Here is a 15,211-nt window from a genome sequence, read left to right as displayed (position 1 = left end):
TCTCAAGGGCCAGGTACCATCTTCTTCTGCCGTGCCTTGAAGCCGTTGAAGATCGGCGCGATCAACGGGTTGTAGCTCCATGCGATGCGCTTGCGCAGCCAGCTGGCCGGCCGGTTGCGGATCGCGAAGCGATAGATGCGCTCCGGATCGCCACCAATCACGTTGCGGCCGAACGGGTGGGTGGTGTGCAGGTAGCGGAAGCCCTGTTCGCGTGCCACTTCGATGTAGTCATCGTCGAAGTCACCATAAGGCCAGCACAGCGTATCGGAGACTTCGCCGAGCTTTTCCAGCAGTGTCTGCTTCGCCATGGCCAGGTCGCCGCTGATGCCTTCGCGGCGCTGTGCACGGTCCAGGTCATCGCGCTTGAGCCAACGGGTGTGGCTGTGGGTATGGCAGTGGACCTCGAACGTGCCGGCTTCGATTGCCGCACGCGCTTCGCTCCAGCGCATCATTACCTCGTCGCTGCGGCCCTGCTTGTAGATCAGGTCTTCGCAGGCACGATGTTCCGGCGTGGCCGGCAGTTCGGCACCTTCGATGCCTGCATGCGGGCGGATCGGGCCTTCGTGCATCCAGCCGGTGACCACGAACACCACCGCATGCATGCCGTACTTCTGCAGGATCGGATGGGCGTAGACCCAGTTGTCCAGGTAGCCGTCGTCGAACGTGATCACGATCGACTTGCGCGGCACCGGCTTGCCGGCGAGAAAGCCGGCGTACTGGTCCAGCGTCAGCGAGGTCCAGCCGGTACGTGCGAGCCAGGCGATCTGGCTCTCGAAGTTTTCCGGGGACACGGTGATCATGCCCGGCGAGTTGCTGACATGGTGGTGCATCAGCACCGGTACGGTTCTGGCGTTAGCCATGACCCAGCTCCTTCAACCATTGGAGGTAGTAGTTTTCGGTGGCCTCGCCGTGGCCGGTCGCGCTGAACTGCCTGGCGCTGCGGATCCAGTCCCAACCGGCGCGGCCCATCTGCCGTCGACGTTCCTGATCATCCACCAGCAGCCGCAACGCGCCAGTGAGGGCGGCGTCATCACCCAGCCGGGTGAGGATGGCATTGCTGCCTTCCACCACCATTTCAGGCACGCCGCCAACGTGATGCGAGACGATCGGCAGTGCCGCCTGCGCAGCCTCGAGGAACACGGTGCCCGAGGCTTCCTTGTGGGTGGCCAGGGCGAAGATGTCGAAACCGGCCATCAGCCGGTGGGCATCGCTGCGGAAGCCGAGCAGGTGGACCTGCTGCTCCAGGCCGAGTTCGCTGCGCAGGGCCTGCAGGCGGCCCATTACCGGCTCGCCGTCACCGACCACGGCCAGGTGCAGGTCGGGATTGGCCTTGCACAGGGGTGCCATGGCGCGCAGCAGATCGGCATGGCCCTTGGGCTCGCGCAGCACGGCCACGCAGCCGACCACGATGTCGCGCTCGGCGAAACCGAGTTCGGCGCGGACCTGTGCGCGGGTGTCCTGCAGGTTCTTCCAGGGATCGCCCTGCTCGGTCATGCCCCAGCGCGGGGGCGTTGCCATGGGGGGCACGATGCCGATGTGTTTGGCGGCAATGCCGCGATCGACCAGCAGGCGCTTGACGAAATCGCTGACGGTGATGATCCGGTGCGGAAGACCGGTATAGGTCAGCAGCGAATTGACCGGGCTCATCAGGTGGCGCGAGCGCACCACCAGTGGCGTGCCGCCCAGGCGTGCGCCGGCCGCGGCGATCAGTGCGTCGCGGCGGCTGGTGGTGTTGACCACGTCGTAGCGCTCGCGGCGCACCAGGCGTGACACCGACCAGATGCCGCGCAGCAGCCGTGCCAGGCCGCCCATGCGCAGGGTATGCACGGTGAAGCCATCGTCGCGCGCGAGTTGGGCCAGGCGGGCATCGGGCTGGCACAGCAGCGACACCTGGTGTCCACGCGCACGCATCACCTGCATGTGGCGGAAGATGTAGATCTCCTGGCCACCCATTCCCCGGGCGGCTTCGGTATGCAGGATCCGCAGCGAGCGTTTCATGGAATCCATCCTCTGTGGTCAGCGGTTGCGGAAGCGGGTAAGCGCTTCCCATGCGGTACGGACGGCGCCGGCATCCGGGGCCTGTTGCGGCAGCGGGCGGTAGTGCAGGTCAAGCGCCGTCGCATTGCCGAACTTGTCGAACACGTAGATGGCGTTGCCGTGCCGGACGGCACGTTGTGACCAGCTTTCCACCACCAGTGCGCGCTCGCCTGCGGGTTCGGCCAGCAGATCCTGGCCGGTGCTGAAGTCGCTCAGTGCGTTCTCGCAACCCAGGGCGTGCCGCATCAGGGTCGGCACCCAGTCCTCGTGCGAACTGATGCGTGCTTCGTGGCCGCTGCCGTGGCCGGGCCAGTGCAGCACGAACGGCACCTGGAGCTGGTAGTCGGAGAAGTTGCCGTTGTGGCCCCAGTAGTTCAGCTTCAGGTCGTTGAACTCCTCGGCGTGGTCGCCGGTGACCAGGACGATGGTGTTCTGGTCCAGGCCCTGCGCGCGCAGATCGTCCAGCAGGGTGCCGACGAGGCTGTCGGCGTAATGCACGGCGGTCCGGTAGCGGTTCAGTTCCGGGGCCGGGTCGTGGTCCGGGCCGAACTTGAGGAAGTCGATTTCCTGCGCCATCGGGGTCGCCAGCGGCGGGTAGCCTGCGGGCATGTGGTAGGGCGCATGGGTGGAATCGAGGAAGACGAAGCCGAACCACGGCGTGTGCGCTGCCTGGCTGGCACGGATGTCCTTCTGAAGCGAGGCCACGATGCTGCTGTCACGGCCTTCCGAACCCAGCTCGGAAGGTCCCTGGTGCAGCTGGTCGCGGACATCCGCAAATGCAGTGCGGTCGAATTCCGGGCTGTACATCGGCGCGCTGCCGTACAGGTGCAGGTCGTACCCCTGCTGGCCCAGCACTTTGAACAGCTGTGAGCCGCGCTGCTCGTCAAGCATGCTTTGCCAGTAGCCGCCCGGCAGGCCGTAGAGCAGGCCGAACAGGCCATAGCGGGTGGCGTTGCCTGTGCTGAAATGGCGGTCATAGACGCGAGCGGACGTCGCCAGTGCCGAGGTGTTCGGCATGATCTGCGGGGTAAGCGCATCGTGGCGCAGCGATTCCAGCACGACCATCAGTACGTTGGGCCGCTGCGGGTTCTGGCAGCGCAGCGGCTGCAGCGGATACAGCAGCTGCGCATGGCGCGGATCGGGCAGGCCGACCTGTTGTTCACTGACCACGCCCAGCCTGCGCATGAAGCTCTTGGCGGTGATCGGCTGGGCCCACGGCAGGTAGTTCCACTGGGCAATCACGTCACGGTCGCCGCGTGCGTCGTAGTAGGCGGTGGCCACCTGGCCGCTCGCCATCAGCAGGGCGGCCGCGGCCCAGGCCTGCAGCACCCTGCGCCGGCGGGGCGCGGCCGGCAGCAGCTTCCAGCACGCCCAGGCCAGGATGCCCTCGGCGGTGAAAATGGCCGCCACCAGCAGGCCGACCTGCACCCAGGTCTTCCACGACAACGCAACCTGGTCCTGCAGGGCGCCGCCGAACACCATGTTCACGACCATGGCATTGAGGTGGAAGCGGTACAGGGTGAACACCTTGGCATCGACCAGCAGCAGGCACAGCCACACGCCCTGCAGCAGTACCGCACTGATGCTCAGCGTGCGCGCGCTGCGCGGCCACAGGCCCAGCAGCAGTGGCAGCGCACCGGCCAGCGCGCCGAAGGCGAGCAGGTGCCCCGGCAGGGCAATCGCGAGATAGGCCAGGCCCTGATGGCCGCCCGGGTTGTCGTGCAGCGGCACGTTGCCGAGGGTGATCACCGTCGCCAGCAGTGCATTGCCCAGGACGAACAGTGACCACCACGCAAGCCGGCGCCAGCGAAGGGCAGGGCCTGCGGGGGGAAGGGCGATGGCGGCTGGGGCGTCGGGCATGGTGCTTCGGGTCGGGAGGCGCGGTCGGGGCTTGCGCTACCAACGTGATGGATTCGTTAAATGTGCGCAGGTCGCGCATTGTATCGATTTGTTTCCGAGGATCGAGTAGCGTCCGCCGGGCGATCTGTCACAATGTTCAGGCGGGCCATGAATGCGCGGGCCCCCCAGACCCAATGACAAGCCAGGAATCGCTGTGAGCCAGATCCCCACCCTCGACATCACCCGTTTTGACAGCGACCGCGAGGCCTTCGTGGCCGAGCTGGGCGCGGCCTACCGCCAATGGGGATTCGCGGGCATCCGCAACCACGGCATTCCGCAGGCCGACATCGACGCGGCCTACGATGCCTTCAAGGCCTTCTTCGCCCTGCCGGACGAGGTCAAGCGCAAGTACCACGTCGCCGGCAGCGGTGGCGCCCGTGGCTACACCCCGTTCGGCGTGGAGACCGCCAAGGGCTCCAAGCACTTCGACCTGAAGGAGTTCTGGCACATCGGCCGCGAGATCGCCGATGACTCCAAGTACCGTGAGGTGATGGCGCCGAACCTGTGGCCGACCGAGGTCGAGGGTTTCCGTGAGCGGGGTTACGGCCTGTACCAGGCGCTGGACAACCTGGGTTCGCGCGTGCTGTCGGCCCTGGCCCTGCACATCGGTCTGCCGGAGACCTTCTTCGCCGACAAGACCAACTTCGGCAATTCGATCCTGCGCCCGATCCATTACCCGCCGATCACCACCGACGACATCCCGAACGTGCGTGCCGGCGCCCATGGCGACATCAACTTCATCACCCTGCTGGTCGGCGCCAGCGCCGCGGGCCTGGAAGTGCAGTCGCATGAGGGCGAGTGGGTGCCGTTCACTTCGGACGCGGACACCATCGTGGTCAACATCGGCGACATGCTGCAGCGCCTGACCAACCACGTGTATCCGTCCACCATCCACCGCGTGGTCAACCCCCCGGGCGAGCTGGCCCGCCAGCCGCGTTACTCGGTGCCGTTCTTCCTGCACCCGAACCCGGATTTCCTGATCGATGTGCTGCCGTCGTGCATCACCGCGGAGAACCCGAGCCGGTACCCGGAGCCGATCACCGCCCACGGCTTCCTCGAGGAACGCCTGCGCGAGATCAAGCTGAAGTAATGAAGAAGCCGCCGAAAGGCGGCTTTTTCATTACGGGTAGCGCCGGGCCGTGCCCGGCGAGCGCAGCGGAGGGTGTTCGGCAGGGCTGCGCCCTGCACCCGCAGAGGCCAAAGCCAAAGCGGCTCTGGGTTTCTGCGGGTTGGGCGGGGCGGTGTGGGTGGGCAGGACACGCCGTAAACCCGTCCATGGGGGCTCGTAGGCGCCATCCATGGCGCCTACGAGCTTACAGGGACGTACTTGCAGCGTCCCCTGCGCAGCCCACCCGCCCGGCCAATCCCACCAACCCAACCGGGCCTTCCGCGACAACCCAACCCCCGCCACGAGGGGCTGCGCCGTTGGCTGAAAATCCATGTAACCGCTTACACGGAAACGGATTTTTGCCGTAACGGGTATCATGACCGGCTGACTTCACACAGGAGCCACCCGCTCATGCGCCGCAAGATCGTCGCCGGAAACTGGAAGCTGCATGGCAGCCGTCAATTCGCCAATGAACTGCTGGGGCAGGTGGCCGCCGGGCTGCCGCTGGACGGGGTGGACGTGGTGATCCTGCCGCCGCTGCCGTACCTGGGCGAGCTGGTCGAGGACTTTGGTGACACCGGGCTGGTGTTCGGTGCCCAGGACGTCAGCAGCAACGAGAAGGGCGCCTACACCGGCGAGGTCTGTGCCGCCATGCTGCACGAGGTGGGTGCCCGCTATGGCCTGGTCGGCCACTCCGAGCGCCGCCAGTACCACCATGAAAGCAGCGAACTGGTCGCGCGCAAGTTCGCCGCGGCCCAGCACGCCGGCCTGGTGCCGGTGCTGTGCGTGGGTGAGACCCTGGAGCAGCGCGAAGCGGGGCAGACCGAGGCGGTCATCGCCAGCCAGCTGGCACCTGTGCTGGAACTGGTGGGTGCCGCCGGTTTCGCCCAGGCGGTGGTTGCCTATGAGCCGGTCTGGGCCATCGGTACCGGCCGTACCGCCACCAAGGAGCAGGCACAGCAGGTGCACGCGTTCATCCGTGGCGAAGTCGCGCGTATCGATGCTAGAATCGCTGATTCACTGCCCATTGTTTACGGCGGTAGCGTGAAGCCCGACAATGCCGGGGAACTGTTCGCGCAGCCGGATGTCGATGGTGGGCTGGTCGGCGGCGCCTCCCTGGTGGCCGCGGACTTCCTGGCCATCGCAAGGGCGGCGGCCGCGAACTAATCCTAGAAGTATTGTCCGAGGGCGGTTTCCAATGCTGATGTTGATCCTCAATGTCGTCTACGTGCTGGTCGCTGTGGCCATGATCGCGCTGATCCTGATGCAGCGTGGCTCGGGTGCGGCGGCGGGTTCGGGCTTTGGTGCCGGTGCCTCGGGTACGGTGTTCGGTGCGCGTGGCGCCTCGAACTTCCTGTCCAAGTCGACCAAGTGGCTGGCCGTCGTGTTCTTCGGCATCAGCCTCTTCATGGCCTGGTATGCCGGTCATGGCAGCCGTCCGGCGGCCGATCAGGACCTGGGCTTGATGTCCGCCCCGGCGGTGGCTGCTCCGGCGGCTCCGGCGGGCGAACTGCCGGCCGTTCCGAAGGCCGATACGGTCCCGGCAGCCCCGGTTCCGGCCGCGAATGTGCCGGCTCAGGCGGAATCTTCGGTTTCTGGTGAAGAAAAGCCTTCGGAAGGCTCCCAGAAACACTGAAGCCGGTTACAATACGCGGCGCATCGGAAAGATAGTCTGATGTGATCGTTTGCCCAGGTGGCGGAATTGGTAGACGCACTACCTTGAGGTGGTAGCGACTTAGGTCGTAGGGGTTCGAGTCCCCTCTTGGGCACCATTTGTAAGTAAAGCGGGTTCGCCTGGCGCGCAAGGCGCCAGGTAGATTCCCGTCCACTCCCCCATGCCAAAGCGCCTGCAGGCGCAGCGGCAGAGGCAAGAGAGAATCGCTGTGCTGGCCGAATATTTGCCGTCTCTGCTGTTTCTGATCGTTGCCACCGGTATCGGCATTACGCTGATGCTGGTTGGTCGATTCCTCGGTCCCCGCCGCCCCGATCTGGAAAAGCTGTCGCCGTACGAGTGCGGCTTCGAGGCCTTCGAAGACGCGCGCATGAAGTTCGACGTGCGCTACTACCTGATCGCGATCCAGTTCATCGTCTTCGACCTGGAAATCATCTTCATCGTGCCGTGGACCCAGGTCTTCATGGAGCTGGGCGCCCGTTCGCTCGTCACCATGGGCCTGTTCGTCGGCATGCTGTTCCTCGGTTTCATTTACGTCTGGAAGAAGGGAGCGCTGGAATGGGAGTGATTCAGACTCTCGATGGCCTCATGAACAACCCCACGCCGGAAGGCCGGGTTGATGACATCCTGCGGCCGGAAGGCGACAACCCGCTGCTGGAGAAGGGCTTCGTCACCACCAGCGTCGACGCACTGCTGAACTGGGCGCGCACCGGCTCGATGTGGCCGATGACCTTCGGCCTGGCCTGCTGCGCGGTCGAGATGATGCACGCCGGCGCCGCGCGCCTGGACCTTGACCGCTACGGCGTGGTGTTCCGCCCGTCGCCGCGCCAGTCCGACGTGATGATCGTGGCCGGTACCCTGGTCAACAAGATGGCCCCGGCGCTGCGCAAGGTCTACGACCAGATGCCGGACCCGAAGTGGGTCATCTCGATGGGTAGCTGCGCCAATGGTGGCGGCTATTACCACTACTCCTATTCTGTCGTGCGCGGCTGTGATCGCGTGGTGCCGGTGGACGTCTACGTCCCGGGTTGCCCGCCGACCGCCGAGGCGCTGGTGTACGGGATCCTGCAGCTGCAGAAGAAGATCTGGCGTACACAGACCATCGCCCGCTGACCCTTCCACACTACAAGAGCGCGCCAAGCCCCCATGGCAGAGCAAGCATCCTTCATCGACCGACTCTCCGCACGTTTCGCTGGTGCGAAGGTCATCGTGGTCGAACCCCGCGGCGAAGTGACGCTGGAGGTGCCTGCCGCCGAGTGGCATGCCACCGCGCTGGCGCTGCGTGACGAGTTTGGTTTCGAGCAGGCCGTGGATCTCTGCGGCGTCGACTACCTCGGCTATGGCTCCGACGAATGGGACACCGCCGACGTGTCCTCGCAGGGCTTCAGCCGTGGTGTCGAAGGCAAGGCCCAGGGCCGTTTCGCGTGGGGCGAGTTCCCCACCGAGGAAAACGGTGCCGACGGTGCCCGCCCGCAGCACATGCCGACCCAGCGCTTCGCCGTGGTCGCCCAGCTGCGTTCGTACCGGCACAACCTGATGATGCACCTGCGCTGCTTCGCCCCTGACGAAGCGCTGCCGGTGGTGTCCTCGCTGACCGGCATCTGGCCGGGCCTGAACTGGTTCGAGCGCGAAGCGTTCGACCTGTACGGCGTGATCTTCGAAGGCCACCCGGACCTGCGCCGGATCCTGACCGACTATGGTTTCGTCGGCCATCCGTTCCGCAAGGACTTCCCGCTGATCGGCAATGTCGAAGTCCGCTACGACGAAGAAAAGAAGCGCGTGATCTACGAACCGGTCACCTCGGTGGAGCCGCGTGTCGGCGTGCCGCGCGTGATCCGCGACGACGCCCGTCTGCAGACCGCAGAAGGTGAGCGCGCGCAGGAGGCAGTGAAGTGAGCCACGTACACCAGGCCGGCGAAGCATTCGCCAGCAACACCGCCGAAAGCCGGCAGGAAATCCGCAACTACACCATGAACTTCGGCCCGCAGCATCCGGCCGCGCACGGTGTGCTGCGCCTGATCCTGGAAATGGACGGCGAAACCATCATGCGCGCCGACCCGCACGTGGGTCTGCTGCATCGTGGTACCGAAAAGCTGGCCGAGTCCAAGCCGTTCAACCAGTCGATCGGTTACATGGATCGTCTGGACTACGTGTCGATGATGTGCAACGAGCACGCCTACGTGCGCGCGATCGAGACCCTGATGGGCATCGAGGCGCCGGAGCGTGCGCAGTACATCCGCACCATGTACGACGAAATCACCCGCATCCTCAACCACCTGATGTGGCTGGGCTCCAACGCGCTCGACCTGGGTGCGATGGCGGTGATGCTGTACGCCTTCCGCGAGCGCGAAGAGCTGATGGACTGCTACGAAGCGGTCTCCGGCGCGCGCATGCACGCGGCGTACTACCGTCCGGGCGGTGTCTACCGCGACCTGCCGGACCACATGCCGAAGTACAAGGAATCGCGCTGGCACAAGGGCAAGGCGCTGAAGCAGCTCAATGCTTCGCGCGAAGGCTCGCTGCTGGACTTCCTGGAGAACTTCACCGTCGAGTTCCCCAAGCGCATCGACGAATACGAAACCCTGCTGACCGACAACCGTATCTGGAAGCAGCGTACCGTCGGCATCGGCGTGGTCACTCCGGAGCTGGCCCACCAGTGGGGCATGACCGGCGTGATGCTGCGCGGCTCGGGCATCGCCTGGGACCTGCGCAAGAAGCGTCCGTACGCCAAGTACGATGCCGTCGATTTCGACATCCCGCTGGGCAAGGAAGGCGACTGCTACGACCGTTACCTGGTCCGCGTTGCCGAAATGCGCGAATCCAACCGCATCATCAAGCAGTGCGTGGCGTGGCTGAAGGCCAACCCGGGCCCGGTGATGGTGAAGAACTTCAAGGTCGCTCCGCCCAAGCGCGAGGACATGAAGGACGACATGGAAGCGCTGATCCACCACTTCAAGCTGTTCAGCGAAGGCTACTGCGTGCCGGCCGGCGAGACCTACTCGGCGGTGGAAGCCCCGAAGGGCGAATTCGGCTGCTACCTGGTCTCCGATGGCGCCAACAAGCCGTTCCGCGTGCACCTGCGTGCGCCGGGCTTCGCCCACCTGTCCTCGATCGATTCGATCGTGCGCGGCCACATGCTGGCCGACGTGGTGGCGATGATCGGTACCTACGACCTGGTGTTCGGCGAGGTTGACCGGTAATGCCGTCCGCCACGCCAACGCCCGCTGCAGGCAGCCGGCGCAAGCCGGCGCCGCAGTTTCTGGAATTTCACGTTATGCATTTCGCTGAGGTCGGCCGATGAAGGCGACAGGTAATTTCGAGGCGGCGCGCGACGTCGACCCGATGGTGGTGCTGAGCGACAAGACCCGCGCTCACATCGATCACTGGCTGTCCAAGTTCCCGCCGGACCGCAAGCGCTCTGCCGTGCTGCAGGGCCTGCATGCGGCCCAGGAGCAGAACGAGGGCTGGCTGACCGACGAGCTGATCGCCGGCGTGGCCAAGTACCTGGACCTGCCGCCGGTGTGGGCCTACGAGGTCGCCAGCTTCTACTCGATGTTCGAGACCGAGAAGGTGGGCCGCAACAACGTGGCCATCTGCACCAACATCAGCTGCTGGCTCAATGGCGCCGAGGACATCGTGCGCCATTGCGAGAAGAAGCTGGGCATCAAGCACGGTGAATCGACCCCGGACGGCCGCGTCTACCTCAAGCGCGAGGAAGAGTGCCTGGCCGGTTGCGGTGGCGCGCCGATGATGGTCATCAACGGTCACTACCATGAGCGTCTGACCCTGGAAAAGGTCGACGAGCTGCTGGACGGGCTGGAGTAAGGGCATGGCACATCACCACGAATCCAAGGGTCCGGTCGGCCCCGCGCCGCTGCCGCACCAGGTGGTCTACACCACCCTGCATTACGACACCCCGTGGTCGTACGAAAGCTACCTGAAGACCGGTGGCTATGCCGCCCTGCGCAAGATCCTCGAAGAGAAGATCCCGCCGGAGCAGGTCATCGAGATGGTCAAGGCCTCGGGCCTGCGTGGCCGCGGTGGCGCAGGCTTCCCGACCGGCCTGAAGTGGTCCTTCATGCCCAAGGGCAACATGCAGAAGTACATCCTCTGCAACTCGGACGAATCCGAGCCGGGCACCTGCAAGGATCGCGACATCCTGCGCTACAACCCGCATTCGGTGGTGGAAGGCATGGCGATCGCCTGCTACGCCACCGGTTCGACCGTGGGTTACAACTATCTGCGCGGTGAGTTCCACCACGAGCCGTTCGAGCACTTCGAGCAGGCCCTGGCTGACGCCTATGCGAACGGCTGGCTGGGCAAGAACGTGATGGGCTCGGGCGTGGACATCGACATCTACGGTGCGCTGGGCGCCGGCGCGTACATCTGCGGCGAAGAGACCGCGCTGATGGAATCGCTGGAGGGCAAGAAGGGCCAGCCGCGCTACAAGCCGCCGTTCCCGGCCAATTTCGGCCTGTACGGCAAGCCGTCGACGATCAACAACACCGAAACCTATGGCTCGGTGCCGGCGATCATCCGCAACGGTCCGGAGTGGTTCAAGGGCCTGAGCCTGACCGCCAACGGCGGCCCGAAGTGCTTCTCGGTGTCCGGCTGCGTGCAGAATGGCGGCAACTTCGAAGTGCCGCTCGGCACCAAATTCCACGACCTGCTGGAAATGGCCGGTGGCCTGCGTCCGGGCCGCACGCTGAAGGGCGCGATCCCGGGCGGCGTGTCGATGCCGGTGCTGACCGCGGCCGAGCTGAAGGACCTGCCGATGGACTACGACACCATCCGCGCACTGGGCTCCGGCCTGGGTTCGGGTGCGATCGTGGTGCTCGACGACAGCGTCTGCTGCGTGAAGTTCGCCTGCCGCATCAGCCAGTTCTTCCACAAGGAATCCTGCGGCCAGTGCACCCCGTGCCGTGAAGGCACCGGCTGGATGCACCGCGTGCTGGAGCGCATCGTCGCCGGCAAGGCCACGATGGAAGACCTGCACCAGCTGAAGGCGGTGGCCGGCCAGATCGAAGGCCACACCATCTGTGCGTTCGGCGAAGCGGCTGCATGGCCCATCCAGGGCTTCCTGCGCCAGTTCTGGGACGAGTTCGAGTACTACATCGTCAACGGTCATTCGATGGTTGACGGCAAGAAGGTGGAGGCAGCCGCCGCATGAGCGCGCAACCCGTAAATCCGAGCGTCCCACCCGATCACGTCACCATCGAGATCGATGGCAAGTCGCTGGTCGTGCCCAAGGGCTCGATGATCATCCAGGCCGCCGACAAGGCCGGCATCTCCATTCCGCGCTTCTGCTACCACGAGAAGCTGCCGATCGCCGCCAACTGCCGCATGTGCCTGGTGGACGTGGAGAAGTCGCCGAAGCCGGCGCCGGCCTGCGCCACCCCGGTGATGGACGGCATGAAGGTCGCCACCCGCAGCGAGAAGGCACTGAAGTTCCAGCGCTCGGTGATGGAGTTCCTGCTCATCAACCACCCGCTGGACTGCCCGATCTGCGATCAGGGCGGCGAGTGCGAGCTGCAGGACGTATCGCTGGGCTATGGCCGTTCGGTCAGCCGCTTCAACGAGCGCAAGCGCGTGGTGCCGGACGAGGACATGGGTCCGCTGGTCGCCACCGAGATGACCCGCTGCATCCAGTGCACCCGCTGCGTCCGCTTCACTGCTGACGTTGCCGGTACCTACGAGCTGGGTGGCATGTACCGCGGTGAGAACCTGCAGATCGGTACCTTCGACGGCAAGCCGCTGACCACCGAGCTGTCGGGCAACGTCGTCGACGTCTGCCCGGTCGGCGCGCTGACCAACAAGGTGTTCCAGTTCCGCGCCCGCCCGTGGGAACTGACCGCGCGCGAGTCGCTGGGTTACCACGACGCGATGGGTTCGAACCTGTTCCTGCACGTGCGTCGCGGCGAAGTGCTGCGCACCGTGCCGCGCGACAACGAAGCGGTGAACGAGTGCTGGCTGTCCGACCGTGACCGCTACTCGCACCAGGGCCTGTACAGCGAAGACCGTGCGGTCAAGCCGCTGCGCAAGGTCAATGGCGAGTGGAAGGAAGTGAGCTGGGCCGAAGGCCTGGCCGCGGCCGTCGAGATCCTCAAGGCCAACCAGGGCGACAACCTGGGCGTGCTGGTGCACCCGTCCACCTCGAACGAGGAGGGCGCGCTGCTGGCCCGCCTGGCCAAGGGCCTGGGCTCGAGCAACATCGACCACCGCATCAACAACCGCGATTTCTCCGACGCCGCAACCGCCGAAGTGTTCGGCCTGCCGCTGGCCGAGATCGAAGGCGCCGACCGCATCGTCGTTCTGGGCAGCAACATCCGCCACGAACTGCCGCTGCTGCACGCCCGCCTGCGCAAGGCGCAGACCACCAACGGTGCGAAGATCCACGTCGTCAACCCGGTGGACTTCGACTTTGCCTTCAGCATTGCTGGCAAGCAGATCGTCGCGCCGTCGAAGTTCGTCGACGCGCTGGCCAACGCCGAGCTGCGCTCGGCGGTGCAGGGCGGCAACAACACCGTGCTGATCGTCGGTGGCATCGCCGAGAACCACCCGCAGGCTGCCGCGATCCGCGCTGCCGCGCGTGAGTTCGCAGCCGCCACCGGCGCCAAGCTGTGCCGCATCCCGCAGGGCGCCAACGCCGTTGGCCTGACCCGCGCCGGCGTGCTGCCGGCCGGCAAGGACGTCGCCGCGATGCTGGCGCAGCCACGCCAGGCCTACGTGGTGTACGGCCTGGAGCCGGGCCTGGACTTCGCCGACGCTCCCGCCGCGCGCAAGGCGCTGGCCGGTGCCCAGGTGGTGGCCTTCAGCCAGTTCGCCTGCGTGTCCACCCGCGACGTTGCCGACGTCATCCTGCCGATCGGCGCGCTGCCGGAAATCGACGCCACCCTGACCAACCTCGATGGTCGCGAGCAGTCGGCCCGTGCCGGCGGCAAGCTGCCGGGCGAGGCCCGTGAAGGCTGGCGCGTGCTGCGCGCCCTGGGTGGCGACATGGCGCTGGCCGGTTTCGACTTCACCGACCTGGCCGGCCTGCGTGCCAGCCTGGCCCCGGTGTCGGTCACCGTTGCCGCTTCGGCGCAGCCGGTGGTTGCCGGCGAAGGCCTGGAAGTGGCTTCGACCGCCGCGATCTACCGCACCGATGCGGTGGTCCGCCGTGCGCCGGCGCTGCAGTCGCATCCGCTCAACAACGCCCCGCGCATCGTGCTGAACGCTGAAGATGCCGCTCGCCTGCAGCTGCAGGAAGGGCAGATGGCCAAGGTCGGCACCGATGCCGGCAAGGCCACCCTGCCGGTGGTGGTCGACGCCCGCGTCGCTGCGGGTTCGGTCTGGATTGAATCGGGCCACGGCGCGACCGCGCCGCTGGGTGCCGCTCGTGTATCGGTGGTGGCTGCATGAACGAATTGCTGTTGAACGCGGTCGACCCGCTGCACCAGTGGCTGCTTGGCCTCGGTGACATCGGCGCGCTGATCTGGATCATCCTGAAGATCCTGGTGATCACCGTGCCGGTGATCATCTCGGTGGCCTTCTACGTGGTCTGGGAACGCAAGCTGATCGGCTGGATGCACGTCCGTCACGGCCCGATGTACGTGGGCATGGGCATCTTCCAGGCCTTCGCCGACGTCTTCAAACTGCTGTTTAAGGAAGTGGTCCAGCCGAGCAGCGCCAACAAGGCGATCTACCTGCTGGCGCCGCTGATCACCCTGGCCCCGGCTTTCGCGGCCTGGTCGGTGGTGCCCTTCGATTCGCAGATCGTGCTGTCCAACGCCAACGCTGGCCTGCTGTACCTGTTGGCGATGACCTCGCTGGGCATCTACGGCATCATCCTGGCCGGTTGGGCGTCCAACTCGAAGTACGCGTTCCTGGGTGCGATGCGCGCCTCGGCGCAGATGATCAGCTACGAAATCGCCATGGGCTTCGCCCTGGTCGGCGTGATGATCGCCGCCGGCAGCCTGAACCTGAGCAACATCGTGATGGCGCAGGCTGGCAGCTCTGGCTTCTTCGACTGGTTCCTGCTGCCGCTGTTCCCGCTGTTCGTCATCTACTGGGTGTCGGGCGTGGCTGAAACCAACCGCGCGCCGTTCGACGTGGTGGAAGGCGAGTCGGAAATCGTTGCAGGCCACATGGTCGAATACTCCGGCGGCGCGTTCGCCCTGTTCTTCCTGGCCGAATACGCGAACATGATCCTGATCAGCTTCCTGATCTCGATCTTCTTCCTCGGTGGCTGGCTGAGCCCGGTCCAGGGCTGGGTCAACTTCGGCGATGTCTCGCCGCTGGTCGACTGGATCTGGAAGGGCGGTGCACCGTGGCTGTTCGTCAAGGTGTTCTTCTTCGCCAGTGCCTACATCTGGTTCCGTGCCAGCTTCCCGCGCTTCCGCTATGACCAGATCATGCGCCTGGGCTGGAAGGTCTTCATCCCGCTGGCCATTCTGTGGATCGCGGTTACCGCCGTCATGGTGTTCTTCGGCGTGATTCAAAAGGGCGTCTAAAGT

The 15,211-nt window shown here is 65.6% G+C and carries 14 protein-coding genes and 1 tRNA gene; 12 read left to right on the top strand and 3 right to left on the bottom strand.

Annotated elements, in window-relative coordinates; genetic code table 11:
- Positions 1 to 2: 2 nt before the first annotated feature.
- The 3 genes from ACZK4H_RS15230 to ACZK4H_RS15220 are packed head-to-tail and all read right to left on the bottom strand — an operon-like array spanning position 3 to position 3,897.
- Positions 3 to 860 (bottom strand): polysaccharide deacetylase family protein, encoded by an 858-nt coding sequence (locus ACZK4H_RS15230; protein WP_005410470.1) that lies wholly within the window; start codon positions 858 to 860, stop codon positions 3 to 5.
- Entirely contained in the window at positions 853 to 1,998 is a 1,146-nt protein-coding gene (locus ACZK4H_RS15225; RefSeq protein ID WP_099554903.1) for a glycosyltransferase family 4 protein, read from the bottom strand. Before ACZK4H_RS15225 ends, ACZK4H_RS15230 begins: the two co-directional genes overlap by 8 nt.
- Positions 1,999 to 2,016: 18 nt before the next feature.
- Complete coding sequence (locus ACZK4H_RS15220) at positions 2,017 to 3,897, bottom strand: DUF3413 domain-containing protein (RefSeq protein ID WP_099554901.1); 1,881 nt, start codon at positions 3,895 to 3,897, stop codon at positions 2,017 to 2,019.
- A gap of 151 nt (positions 3,898 to 4,048) precedes the next feature.
- On the opposite strand from ACZK4H_RS15220, the gene ACZK4H_RS15215 reads away from it, so the two are divergent.
- From ACZK4H_RS15215 to nuoH, 12 genes are all read left to right on the top strand, one after another.
- Positions 4,049 to 5,026, top strand: coding sequence for an isopenicillin N synthase family dioxygenase (locus ACZK4H_RS15215; RefSeq protein ID WP_099554899.1), 978 nt, complete (start codon positions 4,049 to 4,051; stop codon positions 5,024 to 5,026).
- A 429-nt stretch (positions 5,027 to 5,455) separates the two neighbouring features.
- Positions 5,456 to 6,211, top strand: a complete 756-nt coding sequence (tpiA, locus tag ACZK4H_RS15210; RefSeq protein WP_099551937.1) for a triose-phosphate isomerase — start codon at positions 5,456 to 5,458, stop codon at positions 6,209 to 6,211.
- Between the two features lie 31 nt (positions 6,212 to 6,242).
- Positions 6,243 to 6,680: a preprotein translocase subunit SecG gene (gene secG, locus ACZK4H_RS15205; protein ID WP_099551936.1), complete on the top strand. Its 438-nt coding sequence runs from the start codon at positions 6,243 to 6,245 to the stop codon at positions 6,678 to 6,680.
- Positions 6,681 to 6,731: 51 nt separating this feature from the next.
- A tRNA-Leu gene (locus ACZK4H_RS15200) sits at positions 6,732 to 6,816 on the top strand.
- Between the two features lie 111 nt (positions 6,817 to 6,927).
- On the top strand, positions 6,928 to 7,284 hold the full coding sequence (locus ACZK4H_RS15195) for an NADH-quinone oxidoreductase subunit A (RefSeq protein ID WP_005414075.1): 357 nt from the start codon (positions 6,928 to 6,930) through the stop codon (positions 7,282 to 7,284).
- Positions 7,275 to 7,829, top strand: coding sequence for a NuoB/complex I 20 kDa subunit family protein (locus tag ACZK4H_RS15190; protein WP_005410463.1), 555 nt, complete (start codon positions 7,275 to 7,277; stop codon positions 7,827 to 7,829). Before ACZK4H_RS15195 ends, ACZK4H_RS15190 begins: the two co-directional genes overlap by 10 nt.
- A gap of 33 nt (positions 7,830 to 7,862) precedes the next feature.
- On the top strand, positions 7,863 to 8,612 hold the full coding sequence (locus ACZK4H_RS15185; RefSeq protein ID WP_099551935.1) for an NADH-quinone oxidoreductase subunit C: 750 nt from the start codon (positions 7,863 to 7,865) through the stop codon (positions 8,610 to 8,612).
- A complete protein-coding gene (locus ACZK4H_RS15180) occupies positions 8,609 to 9,916 on the top strand; it encodes an NADH-quinone oxidoreductase subunit D (RefSeq protein WP_099551934.1) in 1,308 nt (435 codons plus the stop codon). The genes ACZK4H_RS15185 and ACZK4H_RS15180 overlap by 4 nt, the downstream gene beginning before the upstream one ends.
- A 97-nt stretch (positions 9,917 to 10,013) precedes the next feature.
- Positions 10,014 to 10,541, top strand: a complete 528-nt coding sequence (gene nuoE, locus ACZK4H_RS15175) for an NADH-quinone oxidoreductase subunit NuoE (protein WP_006381132.1) — start codon at positions 10,014 to 10,016, stop codon at positions 10,539 to 10,541.
- A 4-nt stretch (positions 10,542 to 10,545) separates the two neighbouring features.
- A complete protein-coding gene (gene nuoF, locus ACZK4H_RS15170) occupies positions 10,546 to 11,886 on the top strand; it encodes an NADH-quinone oxidoreductase subunit NuoF (RefSeq protein ID WP_005410459.1) in 1,341 nt (446 codons plus the stop codon).
- On the top strand, positions 11,883 to 14,117 hold the full coding sequence (gene nuoG / locus ACZK4H_RS15165; RefSeq protein WP_099551933.1) for an NADH-quinone oxidoreductase subunit NuoG: 2,235 nt from the start codon (positions 11,883 to 11,885) through the stop codon (positions 14,115 to 14,117). The genes nuoF and nuoG overlap by 4 nt, the downstream gene beginning before the upstream one ends.
- A complete protein-coding gene (gene nuoH, locus ACZK4H_RS15160; protein WP_005410457.1) occupies positions 14,114 to 15,208 on the top strand; it encodes an NADH-quinone oxidoreductase subunit NuoH in 1,095 nt (364 codons plus the stop codon). Before nuoG ends, nuoH begins: the two co-directional genes overlap by 4 nt.
- Positions 15,209 to 15,211 lie beyond the last annotated feature (3 nt).

The sequence above is a fragment of the Stenotrophomonas sp. 78350_Sma genome, assembly GCF_056482105.1.
Note: the sequence above shows the minus strand (reverse complement) of the source record. Positions and strands in the feature narration are given on the sequence as shown.

What these genes read in the sequence shown, in the direction of transcription:
- ACZK4H_RS15230 (WP_005410470.1), bottom strand. Translation starts at nt 860, where the DNA reads ATGGCTAACGCCAGAACCGTACCGGTGCTGATGCACCACCATGTCAGC.
- ACZK4H_RS15225 (WP_099554903.1), bottom strand. Translation starts at nt 1,998, where the DNA reads ATGAAACGCTCGCTGCGGATCCTGCATACCGAAGCCGCCCGGGGAATG.
- ACZK4H_RS15220 (WP_099554901.1), bottom strand. Translation starts at nt 3,897, where the DNA reads ATGCCCGACGCCCCAGCCGCCATCGCCCTTCCCCCCGCAGGCCCTGCC.
- ACZK4H_RS15215 (WP_099554899.1), top strand. Translation starts at nt 4,049, where the DNA reads ATGCGCGGGCCCCCCAGACCCAATGACAAGCCAGGAATCGCTGTGAGC.
- tpiA (WP_099551937.1), top strand. Translation starts at nt 5,456, where the DNA reads ATGCGCCGCAAGATCGTCGCCGGAAACTGGAAGCTGCATGGCAGCCGT.
- secG (WP_099551936.1), top strand. Translation starts at nt 6,243, where the DNA reads ATGCTGATGTTGATCCTCAATGTCGTCTACGTGCTGGTCGCTGTGGCC.
- ACZK4H_RS15190 (WP_005410463.1), top strand. Translation starts at nt 7,275, where the DNA reads ATGGGAGTGATTCAGACTCTCGATGGCCTCATGAACAACCCCACGCCG.
- ACZK4H_RS15185 (WP_099551935.1), top strand. Translation starts at nt 7,863, where the DNA reads ATGGCAGAGCAAGCATCCTTCATCGACCGACTCTCCGCACGTTTCGCT.
- nuoE (WP_006381132.1), top strand. Translation starts at nt 10,014, where the DNA reads ATGAAGGCGACAGGTAATTTCGAGGCGGCGCGCGACGTCGACCCGATG.
- nuoF (WP_005410459.1), top strand. Translation starts at nt 10,546, where the DNA reads ATGGCACATCACCACGAATCCAAGGGTCCGGTCGGCCCCGCGCCGCTG.
- nuoG (WP_099551933.1), top strand. Translation starts at nt 11,883, where the DNA reads ATGAGCGCGCAACCCGTAAATCCGAGCGTCCCACCCGATCACGTCACC.
- nuoH (WP_005410457.1), top strand. Translation starts at nt 14,114, where the DNA reads ATGAACGAATTGCTGTTGAACGCGGTCGACCCGCTGCACCAGTGGCTG.